The organism is Rossellomorea sp. FS2 (genome assembly GCF_047915635.1).
Classification (GTDB): Bacteria; Bacillota; Bacilli; order Bacillales; family Bacillaceae_B; genus Rossellomorea; species Rossellomorea marisflavi_A.
This window is the reverse complement of the sequence record NZ_JBLRVS010000007.1, coordinates 502,328-518,778: the sequence shown is the minus strand read 5'-3', so window position 1 is coordinate 518,778 and position 16,451 is coordinate 502,328. Positions and strand designations below refer to the sequence as shown.

Sequence of the window (16,451 nt, the reverse complement as noted above, 5' to 3'; positions counted from 1 at the left end):
GAAATGGGTAAAAAGTTTGAGAAATACGTTCGGGGAGTAGGGAAGCAAGTGGACTATCAGATCGATGAATTAGACCGTGGGATTATCAAAATGCTATCGAGGGATGGGAGAATTCCTTTTTCTGAAATAGCAAATGAACTGGAAGTAACAGAAAAGACCATCCGGCTCAGGTATAAAAATCTTGTGCAAAACGAAATCATTGAAGTCGTTGGTGTCGTCAATCCGATCGCCTTGGGGTTAAAGGCGGGCGCGATTATACAGCTGAAGGTGGGACAAGGGATGATCGAGAAGGTGAAAACCTCCCTCAGCCAGATCAGGGAGGTACGCTATATCACGATCACTTCCGGGGAGTATCCCCTCCTGATCCAGATCAACGTCCAGAATCAGGAAGACATCAGGGACTTCATCTTCAAGATGGATAAGATCGAAGGGGTGATTTCCTATAACACCATCATCCAGCTCGAAAACTACAAGAATACGTTTGAATACTTATAAAAAACGAAATGAGGGTCTCCTATGAAAATCTTTATCTCTGCAGACATGGAAGGGATATCAGGAGTGGCAACCAATCAACAGCTGAAGACACCTTCCGAATATCAGCGCTTCCGGCACTTGATGACCGCCGATGTGAACGCGGCCATTGAAGGAGCATATAACGGCGGGGCAACGGCCGTTGTCGTCGCCGATGGGCACGGGAATATGTCGAATCTATTGATTGAAGAACTGGATCCCCGCGCCACCCTCGTATCCGGCAACAACCGGGTCATGTGTCAGCTCGAGGGACTGGATGAAAGCTTCGACGGGATCATGTTCGTCGGCCATCACGGTCGTGAAGCGGGATCGGAACGGGCGGTCATCAGTCATACACTTGCCGGCATTTGTGTAAACGAAATGAAGATCAATGGACAGGTTGTGGGGGAAACAGAGATGAATTCTCTCGTGGCAGGAAGCTTCGGCGTGCCGGCCATCTTCATCTCGGGTGACGATGCGTACGTCGCAGAAGTGCAGGAGACGCTGCCTTCGGTGAAAGCAGCCGTCACGAAGCGAGCGGTTGACCGTTTCGCAGCCGAGCTTCTCCATCCTGAAGTGGCACGGAAGGAAATCCGGGAAAAAGCGGAAGAAGCCGTGAAAGAAGCCAAACAGGCCGTACCACTGCAAGTGGAAGGTCCCGTCACCTTTGAGCTTGAGCTGAAGGGATCACAGCAGGCGATGATGACCACGACGCTTCCGACAGTGGAACTGACCGGGCCGAGGAGCATCCGCTTCAACTGTGATGACATGGTCACGGCCTACAAGCATATGTGGGGCTGCGTGATCATCGCCATGTCGGCGACCAATGGTGTACTCGGAAGTGTGAACGCCTGACACAGAACAAAAAAACCTTGGAGGTGAGTGGATGTACATAGTTAAACGATTGTTCACCATGCTGATGACCATCTGGGTCATTGCCAGCCTGACGTTCCTGATCATGAAGATGATCCCGGGGGATCCGTTTGCTTCGGATGCCGATGTCCTGCCGCCTGAAGTGCTGCAGAATATCAGGGCGAAATACAATCTCGATGAACCGATTGCCGCCCAGTATCTTCTATATATGAAGGACTTGGCCACCTTTGACCTCGGCATCTCCATCCAGTCGGAGACGCGTTCGGTCAATATGATCATTGCTGAAGGAGCACCGGCATCGGCCCTCCTTGGACTGCAGGCGCTTGTCATCGCCTTGGCGTTCGGTCTGCTGCTCGGGATCGTTGCGGCGCTCCACCATAACCGGGCCCTGGATTATCTGTCCATGTTCATCGCCATCATCGGGATCTCGGTTCCAAGCTTCATTCTCGCCCCTCTGCTGATCAAATATTTCGCAGTAGAGTGGGGCATTCTTCCCGTCGCTTCCTGGGGGACCTGGCAGCACTCCATCCTTCCGTCACTGGCACTGGCTGCGACGCCACTCGCCGTCATCGCACGGTTCATGAGATCGAGCATGCTCGAGGTGCTGAACCAGAACTACATCCGGACCGCCGATGCCAAAGGGTTATCGACGACCAAGCTTGTCGTCCGGCACGGGATCCGGAATGCCATCCTTCCCGTGATTTCCTTCATTGGACCGCTATTTGTCGCCTTGATCACCGGTACCTTCGTCATCGAGAAGATCTTTGCCATACCGGGGATCGGCCGCTACTTCGTTGACAGCATCTTCAACAGGGATTATCCCGTCATCATGGGGACGACGATCTTCTTCAGCACCCTTTTAGTGGTCACCCTGTTCTTGATCGACATTTCTTACCGTTTCATTGATCCGAGAATAAAACTTACGAGTGGAGGGGAGTAACATGGAAGCCAAACGAGTCGACGACTCCCTATTCCGTCCATTATCCAACAAAACAGAACAGGAAGCAGCCGAGCGCCCGAGCATGAGCGTGTGGAAGGAAATGCTCCTGAATGTGATCAAGAACAAGATGTCCATATTGGGGCTATCGCTTCTATTCGTCATCATTCTATTAGGTATCTTCGGGCCCCATCTTGTACCGTATGACCCAGCAGGACAGGATCTTGAGAAAACGAATATCGCTCCGAACGGTGATCACTGGTTCGGTACGGACGACCTTGGACGGGATGTGTGGTCTCGAACCTGGTACGGGGCACGTGTCTCCCTTACGATCGGGCTGATTGCCGCTGCGATCGATATCATCCTCGGGGTGACCATCGGAGGGATCTCCGGTTACATGGCAGGCCGAGGCAAGGTCGGTGACCGCATCGACAGCATCTTGATGCGCATAGTGGAAATCCTGTACGGCATTCCTTACCTGCTTATCGTCATTCTCCTCATGGTCATCATGGAACCGGGCATCACGTCCATCATCATCGCCCTTTCCGTCACGGGCTGGGTAGGGATGGCGAGGATCATCCGAGGACAGATCCTTCAGCTGAAGTCACAGGAGTATGTACTCGCGGCAGAAAAGCTCGGGACCTCCCATTCAAAGATCATCTGGCGGCATCTGATCCCGAACACAGCCGGTATCATCATTGTCAACTTGACGTTCACGATCCCGCAGGCCATTTTTGCCGAATCGTTCCTGAGCTTCCTAGGACTCGGTGTCCAGGCTCCTTTCGCAAGCTGGGGGACAATGGCAAACGATTCACTTGGTGTCATCCTCAGCGGTCAGTGGTGGCGTCTATTCTTCCCTGGCTTGATGATTTCCCTCACCATGTTCGCATTCAATGCATTTGGCGACGGTCTTCAGGACGCACTTGACCCTAAATCGAATAAATAAGGAGGTGAACAGGATGGAACGTCTACTTGAAGTCAACCATCTGGAAGTCGGTTTTAAAACATACGGAGGCGAGGTCCAGGCAGTACGGGACGTATCCTTCCATGTGAATAAAGGAGAGATCCTCGCCATCGTCGGGGAGAGTGGAAGCGGGAAGAGTGTAACGGTACAAGCTGTCATGGGGCTCATCCCAACTCCTCCGGGACGGATCAAGCAAGGGGAAGTGTTGTTTGACGGGAGGGACCTCCTGAAGCTTTCCAAACGGGAGATGCAGAAGGTCAAAGGATCCCGGATCAGCATGGTCTTCCAGGATCCCATGACGTCCCTGAATCCGACGATGAAGGTCGGAAAGCAAATCGAGGAAAGCATCATCACCCATCAGAGCGTCAAACGTGATGAAGCGAGGAAGCGGGCTGTCGAGATGATCAGGAAGGTAGGCATCCCGAATCCTGCAGAACGATACGAACAGTATCCCCACGAATTCAGCGGCGGGATGAGGCAAAGGATCATGATTGCCATCGCCCTTGCGTGTCATCCTGAAATCCTGATTGCCGATGAACCGACCACGGCCCTTGATGTGACCATCCAGGCCCAGGTCCTTGATCTCATGAAGGGACTGAAGGATGAGATGGGGACATCGATCATCCTCATCACCCATGACCTCGGCGTCGTGGCCGAAACGGCCGAGCGGGTAGCTGTCATGTACGGCGGATTGATCGTGGAGACGGCCACTGTCGAAGAGCTGTTCCATCGTCCGAAGCATCCATACACATGGGGGCTGCTGGAGTCGATCCCGGATATTGAGGCGGCAGAAAAGGAGCGGCTTGTCCCCATTGAAGGCACACCGCCTGACCTTTTCTCCCCGCCGAAGGGATGTCCGTTTGCTCCCCGCTGCAAGTATGCCATGGAGGTATGTGTCGAGGAGATGCCACCTGCCTTTGCCATCGGGGAAGGCCATGAAGCGAAGTGCTGGCTGAACGACCCGAGGACCCCGGCACTTACGGAACTTGTCAGCGCAGGGAGGGAAGAGTGATGACCCACATCATAGAAGTAGACAAGCTGAAGAAGCATTATCCGATCGGAAAGGGAGCCGTCGTCAAATCGGTCGATGACATCTCCATCCAGATCAAGAAAGGTGAAACGTTCGGACTCGTCGGGGAAAGTGGAAGCGGCAAGTCCACCCTCGGGAAGACGATCGTCGGTCTTGAGGGGCCGACGTCAGGAACGATTCATTATAACGGTCGTGATATGACCAAGCTCGATAAGAAAGAGAAGAAGCGGGCGAACCGGGAGATCCAGGTGATCTTTCAGGATCCCCACGCCTCCCTGAATCCCCGCATGAGGGTAGGGGATATCATTGCTGAGGGGATTGATGCCCATCGATTGGCAAGGGGAAAAGCCCGTCAGGAAAGGGTATATGAGCTGCTTGAAAAAGTCGGTTTGAAGCCGGAGCATGCCAAGAGATACCCTCATGAATTCAGCGGTGGACAGCGTCAGCGGATCGGCATTGCCCGCGCCCTGGCGGTGGAACCGAAATTCATCGTCGCCGATGAACCGATTTCCGCCCTTGATGTCTCCATCCAGGCCCAGGTGATCAATCTCTTGGAGGATCTGAAGCAGGAAGAGGAGCTCACCTATCTCTTCATCGCCCATGATCTCGGCATGGTGAAGCATATCAGCGACCGTATCGGAGTCATGTATCTCGGACGGATGATGGAGCTGGCAGACAGTGACGAACTGTTTCGCAACCCTCTTCACCCCTATACGAAGGCTCTGCTTTCAGCCATCCCTGTTGCGAATCCAACTGCAGCCAAAAGAGAGAAGATCGTCATTGAAGGGGATCCCCCGAGCCCGGTGAACCCGCCGAGCGGCTGCCGGTTCAGGACCCGCTGCCCCCATGCGACGGAGATTTGCGCGTCGCAGGTACCGGAGTGGAAGGAAGTCGAAGAGAATCACTGGACAGCGTGTCATCTATATTAAATTGTTGAAGGAGGAACCCCGATGAAAAAATGGACACAGAGTTTGCTTTTGGTCACATCCCTCGCCCTTGTGGCCGCGGGTTGCAGCAGCAAGGAGTCAGGAAGCGGAACCGACGGAAAGGTCGCACAGGAAATGACGGTCAATGCCATGAGTGAGCCGCCTGATCTCGACCCGGCCCTTGCCACCGATACCACATCCGGCTGGGTGATGGACCATGTATTCGAAGGACTGTATACGAAGGACAAAGAAGGGAAACCGGTCCTAGGAACGGCAAGTAAAGCCGATGTATCAGAAGACGGGAAAACCTATACTTTCACGATCCGGGACGATGCAAAATGGTCTGACGGCAGCAACGTCACGGCAGAAGATTTCGAATATGCATGGAAACGCGTGCTGAACCCTGATACGGGAAGTTCGTTCGCTTTCTACCTTTATTACCTGAAAGGTGCCGAGGATTATAACAAAGGCAAAGGGAAAGTGGAAGATGTCGGCGTAACAGCGAAAGACGAAAAAACGCTTGTTGTGGATCTCGAAGCTCCCCTCAGCTATTTCGATGAACTATTGACCATGTGGACGTTCTATCCTGTGAAGAAGGATACCGTCGAAGAAAATAAAAACTGGGCGGCCGGAGCAGACACGTATGTGAGCAACGGACCGTTCAAGCTCACGAACTGGAAGCATGACAGTAAAGTGGTCATTGAGAAGAACAAGGAATACTGGGATAACAAAGTCGTTAATCTTGATAAAGTAACCTACAAAATGGTCAATGACGCTACAACCTATTATCAGATGTTCAAAACAAAGGAATTGGACTTGATCCAGACCCTTCCGTCTGATGTGGTAGCCCAGGAGAAAGATTCCAAGGAATATAGTGAAGTACCATACTTCGGAACGTATATGTATATGTTCAATGTGGACAAGGAACCGTTCACCAATGAAAAGATCCGTCGTGCCTTCACCCTTGCCGTCGACCGCGAGTCCCTCACGAAAAACGTCACAAAAGCTGGTGAAACACCTGCTTATGCCTTTGTACCGGGCGGCGTTGATACAGGCGATGGCGACTTCCGTGAGCAGGGAGGAGCCTATTTCGAATCGAATGTCGAAGAAGCGAAAAAGCTCCTGGAAGAGGGCATGAAAGAGGAAGGCTGGAGCGAGCTGCCGGCTGTGACCCTCACGTATAACACATCCGAGAACCACAAGAAGATCGCAGAAGCCGTCCAGTCCATGTACAAGAAGAACCTTGGCGTTGATATAAAGCTTTCCAATCAGGAATGGAAGACCTATCTAGATACGACCCAGCAGAAGAACTTCCAGATGGCCCGTATGGGGTGGATCGGGGTCCTGGTGGATCCGGTCGTCATCCTTGACTACTACCTCGGGGATAGCCCGAACAACCGTACCAACTGGGTCAACGATAAGTACGACAAACTGATGGCAGACGCCAAAGTGGAGCAGGATACAGCGAAACGCTACGACCTCCTTCATCAGGCAGAAGAAGTACTCATGGAAGACCTGCCGTTCAACCCGATCTATCACTATACGAATAACTATATGACCGCACAGAACTTCAAGGACATCGTGTATCCGGTCAACCGTTATCCGTACTTGAAGTGGGCGGAGAAAGTATCAGAATAACAACGCCTGTTCTCTGATCCTGATGTGGATGGAGAGCGTAAGGATGGGAAGGGGAGATTCTTGATGAAATGGAAGATGGGGCTTGCGATGGTCACCGTTTCAGGATGGGTGGCTGCTATCGGATTAAAGCTGGGATCCAGGGCTGATTTAGCCGACTCTGCCTTTCTGATCGGTCTCTGCCTTTTGATCCTGGGTGTCAGTGCGATGATCTTGAAGACAGGGTTCCTCTCGCCTATCGTGGAGGGATTTAAGATCATCGGCGAGCGGATGATCAGGCGGTCGCGATCCATGGAGCGGGCTGATGACCTGATCCAGAAAGATCATGATTTCCAGGCATTCAAATCCAATCTTTCCACGCGGATCACCCAGGGTACATTCATCATGGGGGCTTGCTCCATCTTGATCTCTGTTGGAATACTGATCGTCTAGTAATAAAAAGATCCCATCTCGATTGAGATGGGATTCTTTTTGTTATGCCGTTCGTCTGAATCTCGCCACATCATCCTTCAGGAGGATAAACAATGCCGGAACGATGAAGACGGCCAAGAATAGGATCTCCATTGCTTCAGAGTGAGTCTCCAAGAGCTCCACGATGCCTTCTGCAAACATTTCTCCGCCAAGGAAGACGAGGATGAGCCCCAATGCTTTGAAGATCAGGGAGAGGTTAAGCTTGATCGTCGTCTTGAAGATCACGAATGCAACGAGTGCAGCCGCTACGATTCCGATGATGCTACCGAGAGCCACGGTACCGGCGCTTTCTGAGATCTTGGTCATGTTGAATACCATGAGCTCCATGCCTTCGCGGATGACGGAAAGGAAGGCCAATAAGAATAAACCGATTTTGGAAGTAGAAGACTTCTCCGTTTGCCCTTTGATTTTGCCTGCAACCTGCTGATTGCGGTGGAGCCAAAGGATGAAGTAGGCAATCAAGCCTGCTGCCGCGATCCGCATGACGGCCTCCATGATTTCTTCTGCTTCATGGGAGATGCTTTGTGCAAACGTGAATAGACCCCAGCCCAGGATCAAACTGCCGATCACGCCTGCAATGGTACCGAATCCGACAACCTTGGCAAGATGCTTCCGGTTCAGCTGTGAGAGCGTTGCCAAAATAATGCCGATGATCAAGGCCGCTTCCAGGCCTTCACGAAATGAAAGAAAAAGCGAATCCAACATATGTATTCCCCCGTATGGTATGAGTGCATTTCTAAGCTTTATAATAATGAGAATGATTATCACTGTCAATACTATAAATAAAAAAAGATTTGGTCGATCTGGAGAGCTCAACCAAGTGACCGACAGCATCTGGAGGAAACAGCTGCGTGGCTTCTGCACAAGGAGGAACTTCCTTTGACAAATCCATTCAACGGGTCTACAATATATAACTATTCAAACATAATAATATCAAGCTACGATCGCTGTGGGTCACACTACAGCAGGAGCAGCTTCTGGAGAGACCGCTATTCAAGCGGCGCCGAAGGGTTCACAATCTCAGGCAAAAGGACAGAAGGGTACCGGGTATGGATTTTCCGAACGAGGGGAAATCTATATTTGATATTCTTTTCGACTGAGAGATTGGATGCTTCCAATCTCTTTTTTTTATTTTCGTTTCACGTGGAACATGTTGAGGAGGAGTTTGTTTTGGCACAACAAGAGTTAAAGAGGGATCTTTCCAATCGCCATGTACAGCTGATCGCGATCGGGGGTACGATCGGAACCGGGCTTTTCCTGGGTTCCGGTAAGGCGATTCAGTCGGCGGGTCCTTCCATCATCTTTGCGTATTTACTCGTTGGGATTGCCCTGTTTTTCGTCATGAGGGCACTCGGTGAGCTATTGCTTTCGAAAGCAGGGTATCAATCCATCACCGATATAGCGGAGGACTATCTTGGGTCCTGGGCTTCGTTTGTCACGGGCTGGACGTATTGGTTTTGCTGGATCATGACGGCAATGGCCGATGTGATCGCCGTCGGCGTATACGTAAACTATTGGTTTGACATCCCCCAGTGGATCCCGGCCCTTATCTGTCTTGTTATTCTCCTTGGGTTCAATCTTCTGACGGTCAAGCTGTTCGGTGAACTGGAATTTTGGTTCGCCCTGATCAAGGTCATTACGATCCTTGCCCTCATTGCAGTGGGCGTGGTCCTGCTTGTCATCGGGTTCAATACGGATGCTGGACCGGTGACCGTGACGAACTTATGGGAGAATGGCGGTTTCTTCCCCAATGGGATGAGTGGTTTCCTTCTCTCCCTTCAGATGGTGATCTTTGCCTATGTCGGTGTGGAACTTATCGGGGTATCGGCGGCGGAAACGTCCAATCCGCAGAAGAATATTCCGTCTGCCATCAATAAGATTCCCCTGAGGATCCTCTTCTTTTACGTAGGTGCCATCATCATCCTGCTGTGCATCAATCCCTGGATGGAGCTGACGGCGACAGAGAGCCCGTTTGTGAAGACATTCGGTCTGATCGGGGTTCCCTTGGCCGCCGGGATCATCAACTTCGTGGTTCTCACATCGGCGGCTTCCGCCTGCAACAGCGGGATGTTCTCTACGAGCCGGATCCTTTTCAATCTTAGTAAGGGAAAACAGGCGCCGGCCCGATTGGGAAGATTAAACCGGAACCATGTCCCCAGTCATGCGCTATTGGTCTCCACTGTGGTGGTATCGGTAGGTGCGTTGCTCAGCAAGCTCATCCCGGATCAGGCCTTTGGGATCGTCACGACGATCAGTGCCATCTGCTTCATCTGGGTGTGGGGCATCATTCTCGTTTGTCATATTTTGTACCGAAGGAAGCGTCCTGATCTCCATGAGAAGTCGAGCTTCAAAGCACCGTTCACCCCGCTGGTGAATTATCTTGTGTTGGCACTATTCGCTGCGATACTCGTCATCATGTTGTTTGCCGATGAGACAAGGCCTGCTCTCTTGTTGACACCGATATGGTTCGTCATCCTGTTTGCAGTCTATCGGATCAGGCAGAAAGCTTCACTTTCATCATAAAAACAGCCCCGTACACGTGCGTGCGGGGCTGTTTTATGAAATGAAGTGCCTGCATCTGTGCCATAGGTAATAAGCGGACCAATTGGGCAACCAAACACATTTACAAAATAATTACATTATCACTTGTCCCATTTTACATATGCCTTCTAGTATAAATGTGAAGATGGATCATAGAGGAGGAGATTGGAATGGGACGAATGGGATCGAAAAAGGTGACCGGCCTATCATTGGCCGCAGCTCTGGCCTTTTCATCACTGGGCTTTGCAGGGTCAGTGAAAACAGAGGTGGAAGCTAAGGACAAGAAAAAGGAACCGACCAACGTGATCATGATGGTCATGGATGGGACAAGTGCCGGGGCAACATCACTCGCCCGTTGGTACAAGGGTGAGGACTTGGCTATGGATGAGATTTCCATAGGCGGCGTCCGTACCTATTCAGCAGAGTCGGCGATTACGGATTCAGCACCCGCAGCCACCGCTCTTGCAACAGGGAATAAAAGCAATGATAAGGTCGTGGGCCTTCTGCCTAAAGTGGTCAGTTCTCCGGGAGTGGAACAGATCAAAGAGGAAGACCAATTACGGCCTGTTGCCAACGTACTCGAAGCAGCCAAACTTGATGGGAAGTCCACCGGGATCATCTCTACCTCCGAAATTCAGCATGCGACTCCGGCCGGCTTCTCCTCCCACGCCCCACATCGCAGCAACTATAATGACATTGCCGAACAGCAGGTGTATCAAGGAATCGATGTCGTTCTTGGCGGCGGGAAGGAATCCCTGACACCGGAGGGCCGAGAGGATGGCGAAGATCTGCTGAAGGTGATTGATTCGAGGGGTTATGACGTTGTAGAAACACGCAAAGACCTCATGAAGTCCAACTCTGAGAAGCTTTGGGGAGCGTTTGCCCCTTCTGCCATGGCGTATGATATCGACCGTGAGAAGACGCGCAAAAACGAACCAACACTTGCCGAGATGACGAAGAAAGGGATCGATACCCTGTCCAAGAATAAAGAAGGGTTCTTCCTCTTCGTAGAAGGAAGCAAAGTCGACTGGGCGGCCCACGCCAATGATCCAATCGGCATGATCGGGGATGTGCTTGCATTCGATGACGCGGTCAATGAAGCGCTGGAATTTGCCAAAAAAGACGGAAACACCATGGTCATAGCCGTATCCGATCACGGGAACAGCGGCATCACGATGGGGAATGTCAATACGAACGCAAGCTATCCGAGCACACCGGTTTCAGCCTATATCGATCCGTTGAAAAAGGCGAGCATGACCCTTGAAGGTGCGACAGGTAAGCTCAAAGCCGATCGCTCGAATATGAAGCAGGTCGCCGCTCTCTATGGGCTGGATAACCTCACGAAGGAAGAGATTGAAGCCCTGAAGGCATCGAAGAACCTAAACGGAGATCTTTCCAAAATGCTTGCAAGCCGTGCTAACCTTGGCTTCACCACAGGCGGGCACACGGGTGAGGATGTATTCCTGTACGCCTACGGACCGTCCAGACCATACGGAATGGTAGAGAACACCGACCTGCCGAAGAAGATGGCTGATTTCATGGGTGTGAACCTGGAGAAGACAACGGACAAATTATTCGTCAATGCACGGGAATCCTTTGAGAAAAAAGGCTACAAAACCCGTATTGATGTAACGGATGAAAACAATCCGGTATTTGTGGCCGAGAAGAATAAGAAGAAAATTGAAGTGCCTGCGAACAAGAACATCGTCACGGTGACGGATAAGAAAAAGTCCAAAACGAAGACTCTCGATGGGGTAACGGTCTATAACGGAAAAGACTTCTATGTGTCGGAGAAAGCGTTGAAGGAAGCGAAATAGCTCCCTTTTCAAAATCCACAAAAAACTGGCGCACACTATCAGTATAGGTTCTTTATACCGCTCATGATTTCCGTGCAAGACTGCGCGCGGGTAGCCCGTGAGCCTACTCGGCAAGCCTGCGGGGTCTCACATTAGCTACTCTTCCCGCAAGAGTCTTCGTCTTGCACTCCAATCAACCGCTAGAAACAAGTAAATAGTAATGGTCATGAAACAAATGAAAAACCCGAATTATTTTGCCTGATCGTCGGCAATTTAATTCGGGTTTTTCTATGACTAAAACACGTTTGTTCCAGCCTCTTATTGTTATTAGTTCCGGATCATGTAATCAAACGCACCAAGTGATGCGGTCGCACCTGATCCCATGGAGATGATGATCTGCTTGTAGGCACTGTCCGTGCAGTCTCCGGCAGCGAAGACACCAGGCATGCTGGTTGCACCGTGCTTATCGACAACGATCTCACCCATGCGTGTTTTCTCAAGGGAGTCACCGAGCCATTCCGTGTTCGGTACAAGACCGATCTGAACGAATACGCCGGCAAGTTCCACGTGATGCTCTTCTTCTGTCGCACGATCGATGTACGTGATCCCGTTCACCTTGTCGGTACCCGTGATCTCTTTCGTCTGGGCGTTTTTCACGACCGTGACGTTTGGAAGGCTGTTGAGGCGTTCCTGCAGTACAGCATCGGCTTTCAGCTCAGGCATGAATTCAAGGACGGTCACATGCTTGACGATCCCTGCAAGGTCGATGGCTGCTTCGACGCCGGAGTTTCCTCCGCCGATGACCGCTACATCTTTTCCTTCGAACAATGGTCCGTCACAGTGAGGGCAGTAAGCTACCCCTTTGTTCTTGAATTCTGCTTCGCCAGGGACGCCGACGTTACGCCAGCGGGCACCTGTTGAAAGGATGACGGTCTTACTCTTGAGGACCGCACCGTTTTCAAGTTCCAATTCGACGAGGTCTTTCTTCTCGAGGCCCTTGGCACGCTGAAGGTTCATCACGTCGATGTTGTAATCCTTCACGTGTTCTTCGAGGCTTGCGACAAGTTTCGGACCTTCCGTCTTGGTCATGCTGATGAAGTTCTCGATGCCGAGGGTGTCCATCACCTGTCCACCAAAGCGCTCGGCTACAAGTCCGGTGCGAATACCTTTACGCGCCGCGTAGATCGCAGCACTTGCACCAGCGGGACCGCCACCGACTACGAGGACATCATATGGATCTTTATCGGCGAATTCAGCTGCATCAGGGCCGCTACCCATTTTGTTCAGCATTTCTTCAAGGGTCATACGACCGCTTCCGAACTCTTCACCATTCAGGAATACAGTCGGGACCGCCATGATTTCTTTGCTTTCGACTTCATCTTTGAACGCAGCGCCGTCAATCATCGTATGAGAGATTCCGTCATTGAGGAGACTCATGATGTTTAGGGCCTGTACGACATCAGGGCAGTTGTGGCATGTGAGGCTGATATACGACTCGAAGTGGTATTCACCCTTCACATTTTTGATCTGGTCGATCACGGTTTGATCGACTTTCGGTGCCCTGCCGCTCACTTGCAGCAAAGCAAGGACCAATGAAGTGAACTCGTGCCCCAGCGGGACGCCGGCAAATGTGATGCCGGTATCTTCGCCTATGCGATTGACGCTGAAGCTTGGTGTGCGTTCCAGTTCAGTGTTCTCCACTTTGATGCGGGGAGACATGGTCGCAAGCTGATCCACCAATGAGAGCATGTCTTGCGATACCTTGTCTTCTCCAGCACTCACCTTGAGCAAAATATCGCTCTCTAACATTTGAAGATACTGTTCTAGCTGTGCTTTGATATTTGCATCCAACATGTAATCGAACTCCTTAGATTTTACCTACTAGGTCAAGTCCTGGTGTAAGGGTTTCGCTTCCTTCTTCCCATTTAGCCGGGCAAACTTCACCTGGGTTTTTACGCACATATTGTGCTGCTTTGATTTTGTTTACGAGTGAGCTTGCGTCACGTCCGATACCGCCGGCATTGATTTCAACTGTTTGAATCACGCCGTCTGGATCGATGATGAATGTACCGCGGTCAGCAAGTCCTTCTTCTTCGTCCAATACGTCGAAGTTGCGTGAGATTTTTTGTGAAGGGTCACCAATCATCACGTACTCGATTTTGTTGATTGTATCTGAATGGTCATGCCATGCTTTATGAGTGAAATGTGTATCTGTAGAAACGGAGTATACTTCAACGCCTAAATCTTTAAGCGTAGCATATTGATCTTGTAGGTCGCCAAGTTCAGTAGGGCATACGAATGTGAAATCTGCAGGGTAGAAGCAGACTACGCTCCATTTACCTTTGAAGTTTTCTTCAGTGACCTCTACGAAATCACCTTTGTGGTAAGCTTGTGCAGTAAATGGTAGAACTTCAGTTCCGATTAATGACATATCGAAATTCCTCCTTGGTTAATTGTAATAATTCTAATTCAATACTCATTATTATATACATTGGGTTATTTGTCAAAGGAAAAGTGGCACTTCCGGTGAAAAAATCTCCCCATCTTCTGATTTTGCCTAAATCGAAGGGTTTTATACGGGATGACCCTTTATATTTTAGCATTACACGGCATGGGATTTCTAATGATACGATTGTATAATCTGGGAATCCGCTTATCTGCAAAACGAAAGGGTCCCGGGCCAATTTGAAAATTAGCAAGGGATGATTGAGAATGCTTGCTTGCAACAAACCCTTGAATCATTACCGCTGTCGGTAACGGGATAGAGTCATGCTTACCATTGGTAATAGAGAGAAAAAATCCGAACGATTTGAATCATCGTTCGGATTTTCTTCTGTTTACTGTTTCTTATGCTGTGGTCCTTCATTGGAAGGAAGGCCGGATACATAGCCGACGCCACCTGTTTCCTGGATTCCGATGCTGTCGCGCATGGCTTTTTCCAGTGCTTCTTTATCAACGGCTGTGATGTCTTTCTTACCGAGTTTTTCCCCTGGATGCTGGTAGTTGCTCAGCAAATAGCGGGAGTTCTCGATGTTTTCGACGGCACGCAGTCCTGTTGCTTCAGCTCCCACCGGAACAGATAGGATGCGGGAGAGCTTCTTCGTCTTCACGTTGTAAGCCCAGACGAAGTTATTCGTATGCATGTCACTATCTTCACCGATGAAGAGGGTATTCATATCTTCTGAGTACGTCAGGTTGTCCGGATTGGCGATTTTATCGGGATCCGCCGTATTTCCGTATGCATCGGCCTTTTCAAGGTCTTTACCGATGACGAGACCTTCCATGCTGGCAGGCACATAGCGACTGTGGATCTTCCCTTTGGACTGGTCTTTTTGACCGGCAGCCATGTTGAGCTGGTACGTGACTCCGGACTCGAGGTGAGGCAGCTGGATGTCATCCTGGACAGCATCCGGTTGTTTCAGCATGGCACTGTTTTGGTAAGAGATGGCCATATAGGCTTTCTTGTCCTTCTTGTTCACGCTCAGGCCTTCCATCTTATTGAACTCGCTGGTGGCACCGAGGATGGCCCCGTAACGGCGGGACTCAAGGAATGCCGCTGCTTTTTCCATGCCTGGTTTCACTTTCAGGTATTCAACTTTCTTGCTTGCCGCAGTCTTCACGGCTGTGAATCCTTCTCTAGGCTCTTCAGATGTTTCAAAGATGTCGCTGAACGTCACACCTTTGTCGATGATGGATTTGACCTCATCATCCGTGGAGTGGCCGAGCTTGATCCATTGAAGATCGCCCTTGCCGCCATTTTCACCGCTTTTTTGTTTGAACTTGGCCGCATACAGCGTTCCGGCAGAGAAATCCTTCTCTTTGTCTGCGACATACATGAACATCATCGTGTTGTTTCCGTCATCTCCGAAGAGGGCGGTCTTGTTATCAGGAAGGACCTGCATCATTTCATGAGAGAAGCGACCCGTGCTGTAATGCTTCACGACCGAGGCTTCACCGTTATCGTCTACGGAAATTTCCGGAATCCATCCATAGAAATACGGATTGGCTTTCGATGCATCACCGAAGTAGCGCTCAGCGAAGCTTGTCACGTCTTTATGTGCATCCGATGAAGGATCTTCTTCAAATGCCCTTGCGTCAGGCTCATACTCTTCGGAACCAAGGTGGGTTCCCCATTCGGTTGTGGAGCCATTACATGGTGTCCATAGACCGTTCACGTTGGCAAAATCGATTTTCTTTGCATGATTGACGGTCAATTCACCTGTTTTATCGTCTTTCTCCACTTGGGTCAAGGTCATCGATGCTGGTAAGCCGGAGATCTCTTCCCCTGCATTGTCTACGGAATCATATTCATAGTGAGAAATGATATAGGATTTGCCATTGATGGTGATGAAACTATTTGAGTCCGGTGCGTCTGAAACGTAAGGTGACGGTTGATCGGGTACGCTCCGATCGATGATCGGGTTACCATTTGCATCGATCGGGGTGCCGGCGGCAATCATCTCCCCTTTGTTATCCACGATCTTATCTTTAGATAGGAATAGCTGATTATAATTGAGCGGCGTTTCTTCCACGCTGCCATCTTTATACGTTACTTTAACGGAAGCTTCCGTATAGGTTTTGACCATGTCTTCAATGGTGGTCGGTGCGTTCATTGATTGGAACTCGACGTTCTTGATCTGTTTCGGATGTGGATGAGCATGATGTTCGGAAGCGAACGCAGAGGTTGCTCCAGAAGCAAGAAGTGTGATGGATAGGCCGATGGACACGCGTTTTTTCATGGTTGATTCCCTCCCAATGTAAGCTTAGC

At 50.5% G+C, this 16,451-nt stretch carries 14 protein-coding genes and 1 riboswitch; of the genes, 10 read left to right on the top strand and 4 right to left on the bottom strand.

Annotation, left to right across the window (positions count from 1 at the left end):
- The first annotated feature begins 3 nt into the window (after nt 1-3).
- From ACNA6I_RS21940 to ACNA6I_RS21905, 8 genes are all read left to right on the top strand, one after another.
- On the top strand, nt 4-495 hold the full coding sequence (locus ACNA6I_RS21940; protein ID WP_231579055.1) for an Lrp/AsnC family transcriptional regulator: 492 nt from the start codon (nt 4-6) through the stop codon (nt 493-495).
- A gap of 21 nt (nt 496-516) precedes the next feature.
- Nucleotides 517-1,365, top strand: a complete 849-nt coding sequence (locus tag ACNA6I_RS21935; RefSeq protein WP_416314178.1) for a M55 family metallopeptidase — start codon at nt 517-519, stop codon at nt 1,363-1,365.
- Nucleotides 1,366-1,396: 31 nt separating this feature from the next.
- Nucleotides 1,397-2,323: an ABC transporter permease gene (locus tag ACNA6I_RS21930; protein ID WP_416314177.1), complete on the top strand. Its 927-nt coding sequence runs from the start codon at nt 1,397-1,399 to the stop codon at nt 2,321-2,323.
- A 1-nt stretch (nt 2,324) separates the two neighbouring features.
- Nucleotides 2,325-3,266 carry an ABC transporter permease gene (locus ACNA6I_RS21925; protein ID WP_048004636.1) on the top strand — a complete coding sequence of 314 codons (942 nt, stop codon included), beginning with the start codon at nt 2,325-2,327 and terminating at the stop codon, nt 3,264-3,266.
- A 13-nt stretch (nt 3,267-3,279) separates the two neighbouring features.
- Nucleotides 3,280-4,296 carry an ABC transporter ATP-binding protein gene (locus tag ACNA6I_RS21920; RefSeq protein WP_048004637.1) on the top strand — a complete coding sequence of 339 codons (1,017 nt, stop codon included), beginning with the start codon at nt 3,280-3,282 and terminating at the stop codon, nt 4,294-4,296.
- The gene (locus ACNA6I_RS21915; RefSeq protein ID WP_048004638.1) at nt 4,296-5,243 is read left to right on the top strand and encodes an ABC transporter ATP-binding protein; all 948 of its coding nucleotides are present in this window, start codon (nt 4,296-4,298) and stop codon (nt 5,241-5,243) included. Before ACNA6I_RS21920 ends, ACNA6I_RS21915 begins: the two co-directional genes overlap by 1 nt.
- A 21-nt stretch (nt 5,244-5,264) precedes the next feature.
- A complete protein-coding gene (locus tag ACNA6I_RS21910; protein ID WP_416314176.1) occupies nt 5,265-6,878 on the top strand; it encodes a peptide ABC transporter substrate-binding protein in 1,614 nt (537 codons plus the stop codon).
- 63 nt (nt 6,879-6,941) lie between these two features.
- Nucleotides 6,942-7,307 carry a DUF3899 domain-containing protein gene (locus ACNA6I_RS21905; protein WP_416314175.1) on the top strand — a complete coding sequence of 122 codons (366 nt, stop codon included), beginning with the start codon at nt 6,942-6,944 and terminating at the stop codon, nt 7,305-7,307.
- Nucleotides 7,308-7,349: 42 nt separating this feature from the next.
- Here ACNA6I_RS21905 and ACNA6I_RS21900 read toward each other — a convergent pair whose 3' ends face one another.
- A complete protein-coding gene (locus tag ACNA6I_RS21900) occupies nt 7,350-8,051 on the bottom strand; it encodes an FTR1 family iron permease (protein WP_159130277.1) in 702 nt (233 codons plus the stop codon).
- A gap of 262 nt (nt 8,052-8,313) precedes the next feature.
- Nucleotides 8,314-8,392, top strand: a riboswitch (glycine riboswitch).
- A 124-nt stretch (nt 8,393-8,516) separates the two neighbouring features.
- Between ACNA6I_RS21900 and ACNA6I_RS21895 the strand changes: the two genes are divergently transcribed.
- Both ACNA6I_RS21895 and ACNA6I_RS21890 read left to right on the top strand, forming a co-directional pair.
- Entirely contained in the window at nt 8,517-9,869 is a 1,353-nt protein-coding gene (locus tag ACNA6I_RS21895) for an amino acid permease (protein ID WP_159130276.1), read from the top strand.
- Nucleotides 9,870-10,066: 197 nt separating this feature from the next.
- On the top strand, nt 10,067-11,704 hold the full coding sequence (locus ACNA6I_RS21890) for an alkaline phosphatase (RefSeq protein ID WP_416314207.1): 1,638 nt from the start codon (nt 10,067-10,069) through the stop codon (nt 11,702-11,704).
- A gap of 306 nt (nt 11,705-12,010) precedes the next feature.
- Here ACNA6I_RS21890 and ahpF read toward each other — a convergent pair whose 3' ends face one another.
- The 3 genes from ahpF to ACNA6I_RS21875 all read right to left on the bottom strand — a co-directional run bounded on the left by ahpF (nt 12,011) and on the right by ACNA6I_RS21875 (nt 16,422).
- Nucleotides 12,011-13,537, bottom strand: a complete 1,527-nt coding sequence (gene ahpF / locus ACNA6I_RS21885; RefSeq protein ID WP_048004643.1) for an alkyl hydroperoxide reductase subunit F — start codon at nt 13,535-13,537, stop codon at nt 12,011-12,013.
- Between the two features lie 13 nt (nt 13,538-13,550).
- Nucleotides 13,551-14,114 (bottom strand): alkyl hydroperoxide reductase subunit C, encoded by a 564-nt coding sequence (gene ahpC, locus ACNA6I_RS21880; RefSeq protein ID WP_048004644.1) that lies wholly within the window; start codon nt 14,112-14,114, stop codon nt 13,551-13,553.
- Between the two features lie 406 nt (nt 14,115-14,520).
- Nucleotides 14,521-16,422, bottom strand: coding sequence for a PhoX family protein (locus ACNA6I_RS21875; RefSeq protein WP_416314174.1), 1,902 nt, complete (start codon nt 16,420-16,422; stop codon nt 14,521-14,523).
- Nucleotides 16,423-16,451: the final 29 nt, after the last annotated feature.

Excerpts from the sequence above, each read along its gene's own strand:
- ACNA6I_RS21915 (WP_048004638.1), top strand. The coding sequence starts at position 4,296 with ATGACCCACATCATAGAAGTAGACAAGCTGAAGAAGCATTATCCGATC.
- ACNA6I_RS21900 (WP_159130277.1), bottom strand. The coding sequence starts at position 8,051 with ATGTTGGATTCGCTTTTTCTTTCATTTCGTGAAGGCCTGGAAGCGGCC.
- ACNA6I_RS21930 (WP_416314177.1), top strand. The coding sequence starts at position 1,397 with ATGTACATAGTTAAACGATTGTTCACCATGCTGATGACCATCTGGGTC.
- ACNA6I_RS21890 (WP_416314207.1), top strand. The coding sequence starts at position 10,067 with ATGGGATCGAAAAAGGTGACCGGCCTATCATTGGCCGCAGCTCTGGCC.
- ahpC (WP_048004644.1), bottom strand. The coding sequence starts at position 14,114 with ATGTCATTAATCGGAACTGAAGTTCTACCATTTACTGCACAAGCTTAC.
- ACNA6I_RS21925 (WP_048004636.1), top strand. The coding sequence starts at position 2,325 with ATGGAAGCCAAACGAGTCGACGACTCCCTATTCCGTCCATTATCCAAC.
- ACNA6I_RS21875 (WP_416314174.1), bottom strand. The coding sequence starts at position 16,422 with ATGAAAAAACGCGTGTCCATCGGCCTATCCATCACACTTCTTGCTTCT.
- ACNA6I_RS21940 (WP_231579055.1), top strand. The coding sequence starts at position 4 with ATGGGTAAAAAGTTTGAGAAATACGTTCGGGGAGTAGGGAAGCAAGTG.
- ahpF (WP_048004643.1), bottom strand. The coding sequence starts at position 13,537 with ATGTTGGATGCAAATATCAAAGCACAGCTAGAACAGTATCTTCAAATG.
- ACNA6I_RS21905 (WP_416314175.1), top strand. The coding sequence starts at position 6,942 with ATGAAATGGAAGATGGGGCTTGCGATGGTCACCGTTTCAGGATGGGTG.
- ACNA6I_RS21935 (WP_416314178.1), top strand. The coding sequence starts at position 517 with ATGAAAATCTTTATCTCTGCAGACATGGAAGGGATATCAGGAGTGGCA.
- ACNA6I_RS21920 (WP_048004637.1), top strand. The coding sequence starts at position 3,280 with ATGGAACGTCTACTTGAAGTCAACCATCTGGAAGTCGGTTTTAAAACA.
- ACNA6I_RS21910 (WP_416314176.1), top strand. The coding sequence starts at position 5,265 with ATGAAAAAATGGACACAGAGTTTGCTTTTGGTCACATCCCTCGCCCTT.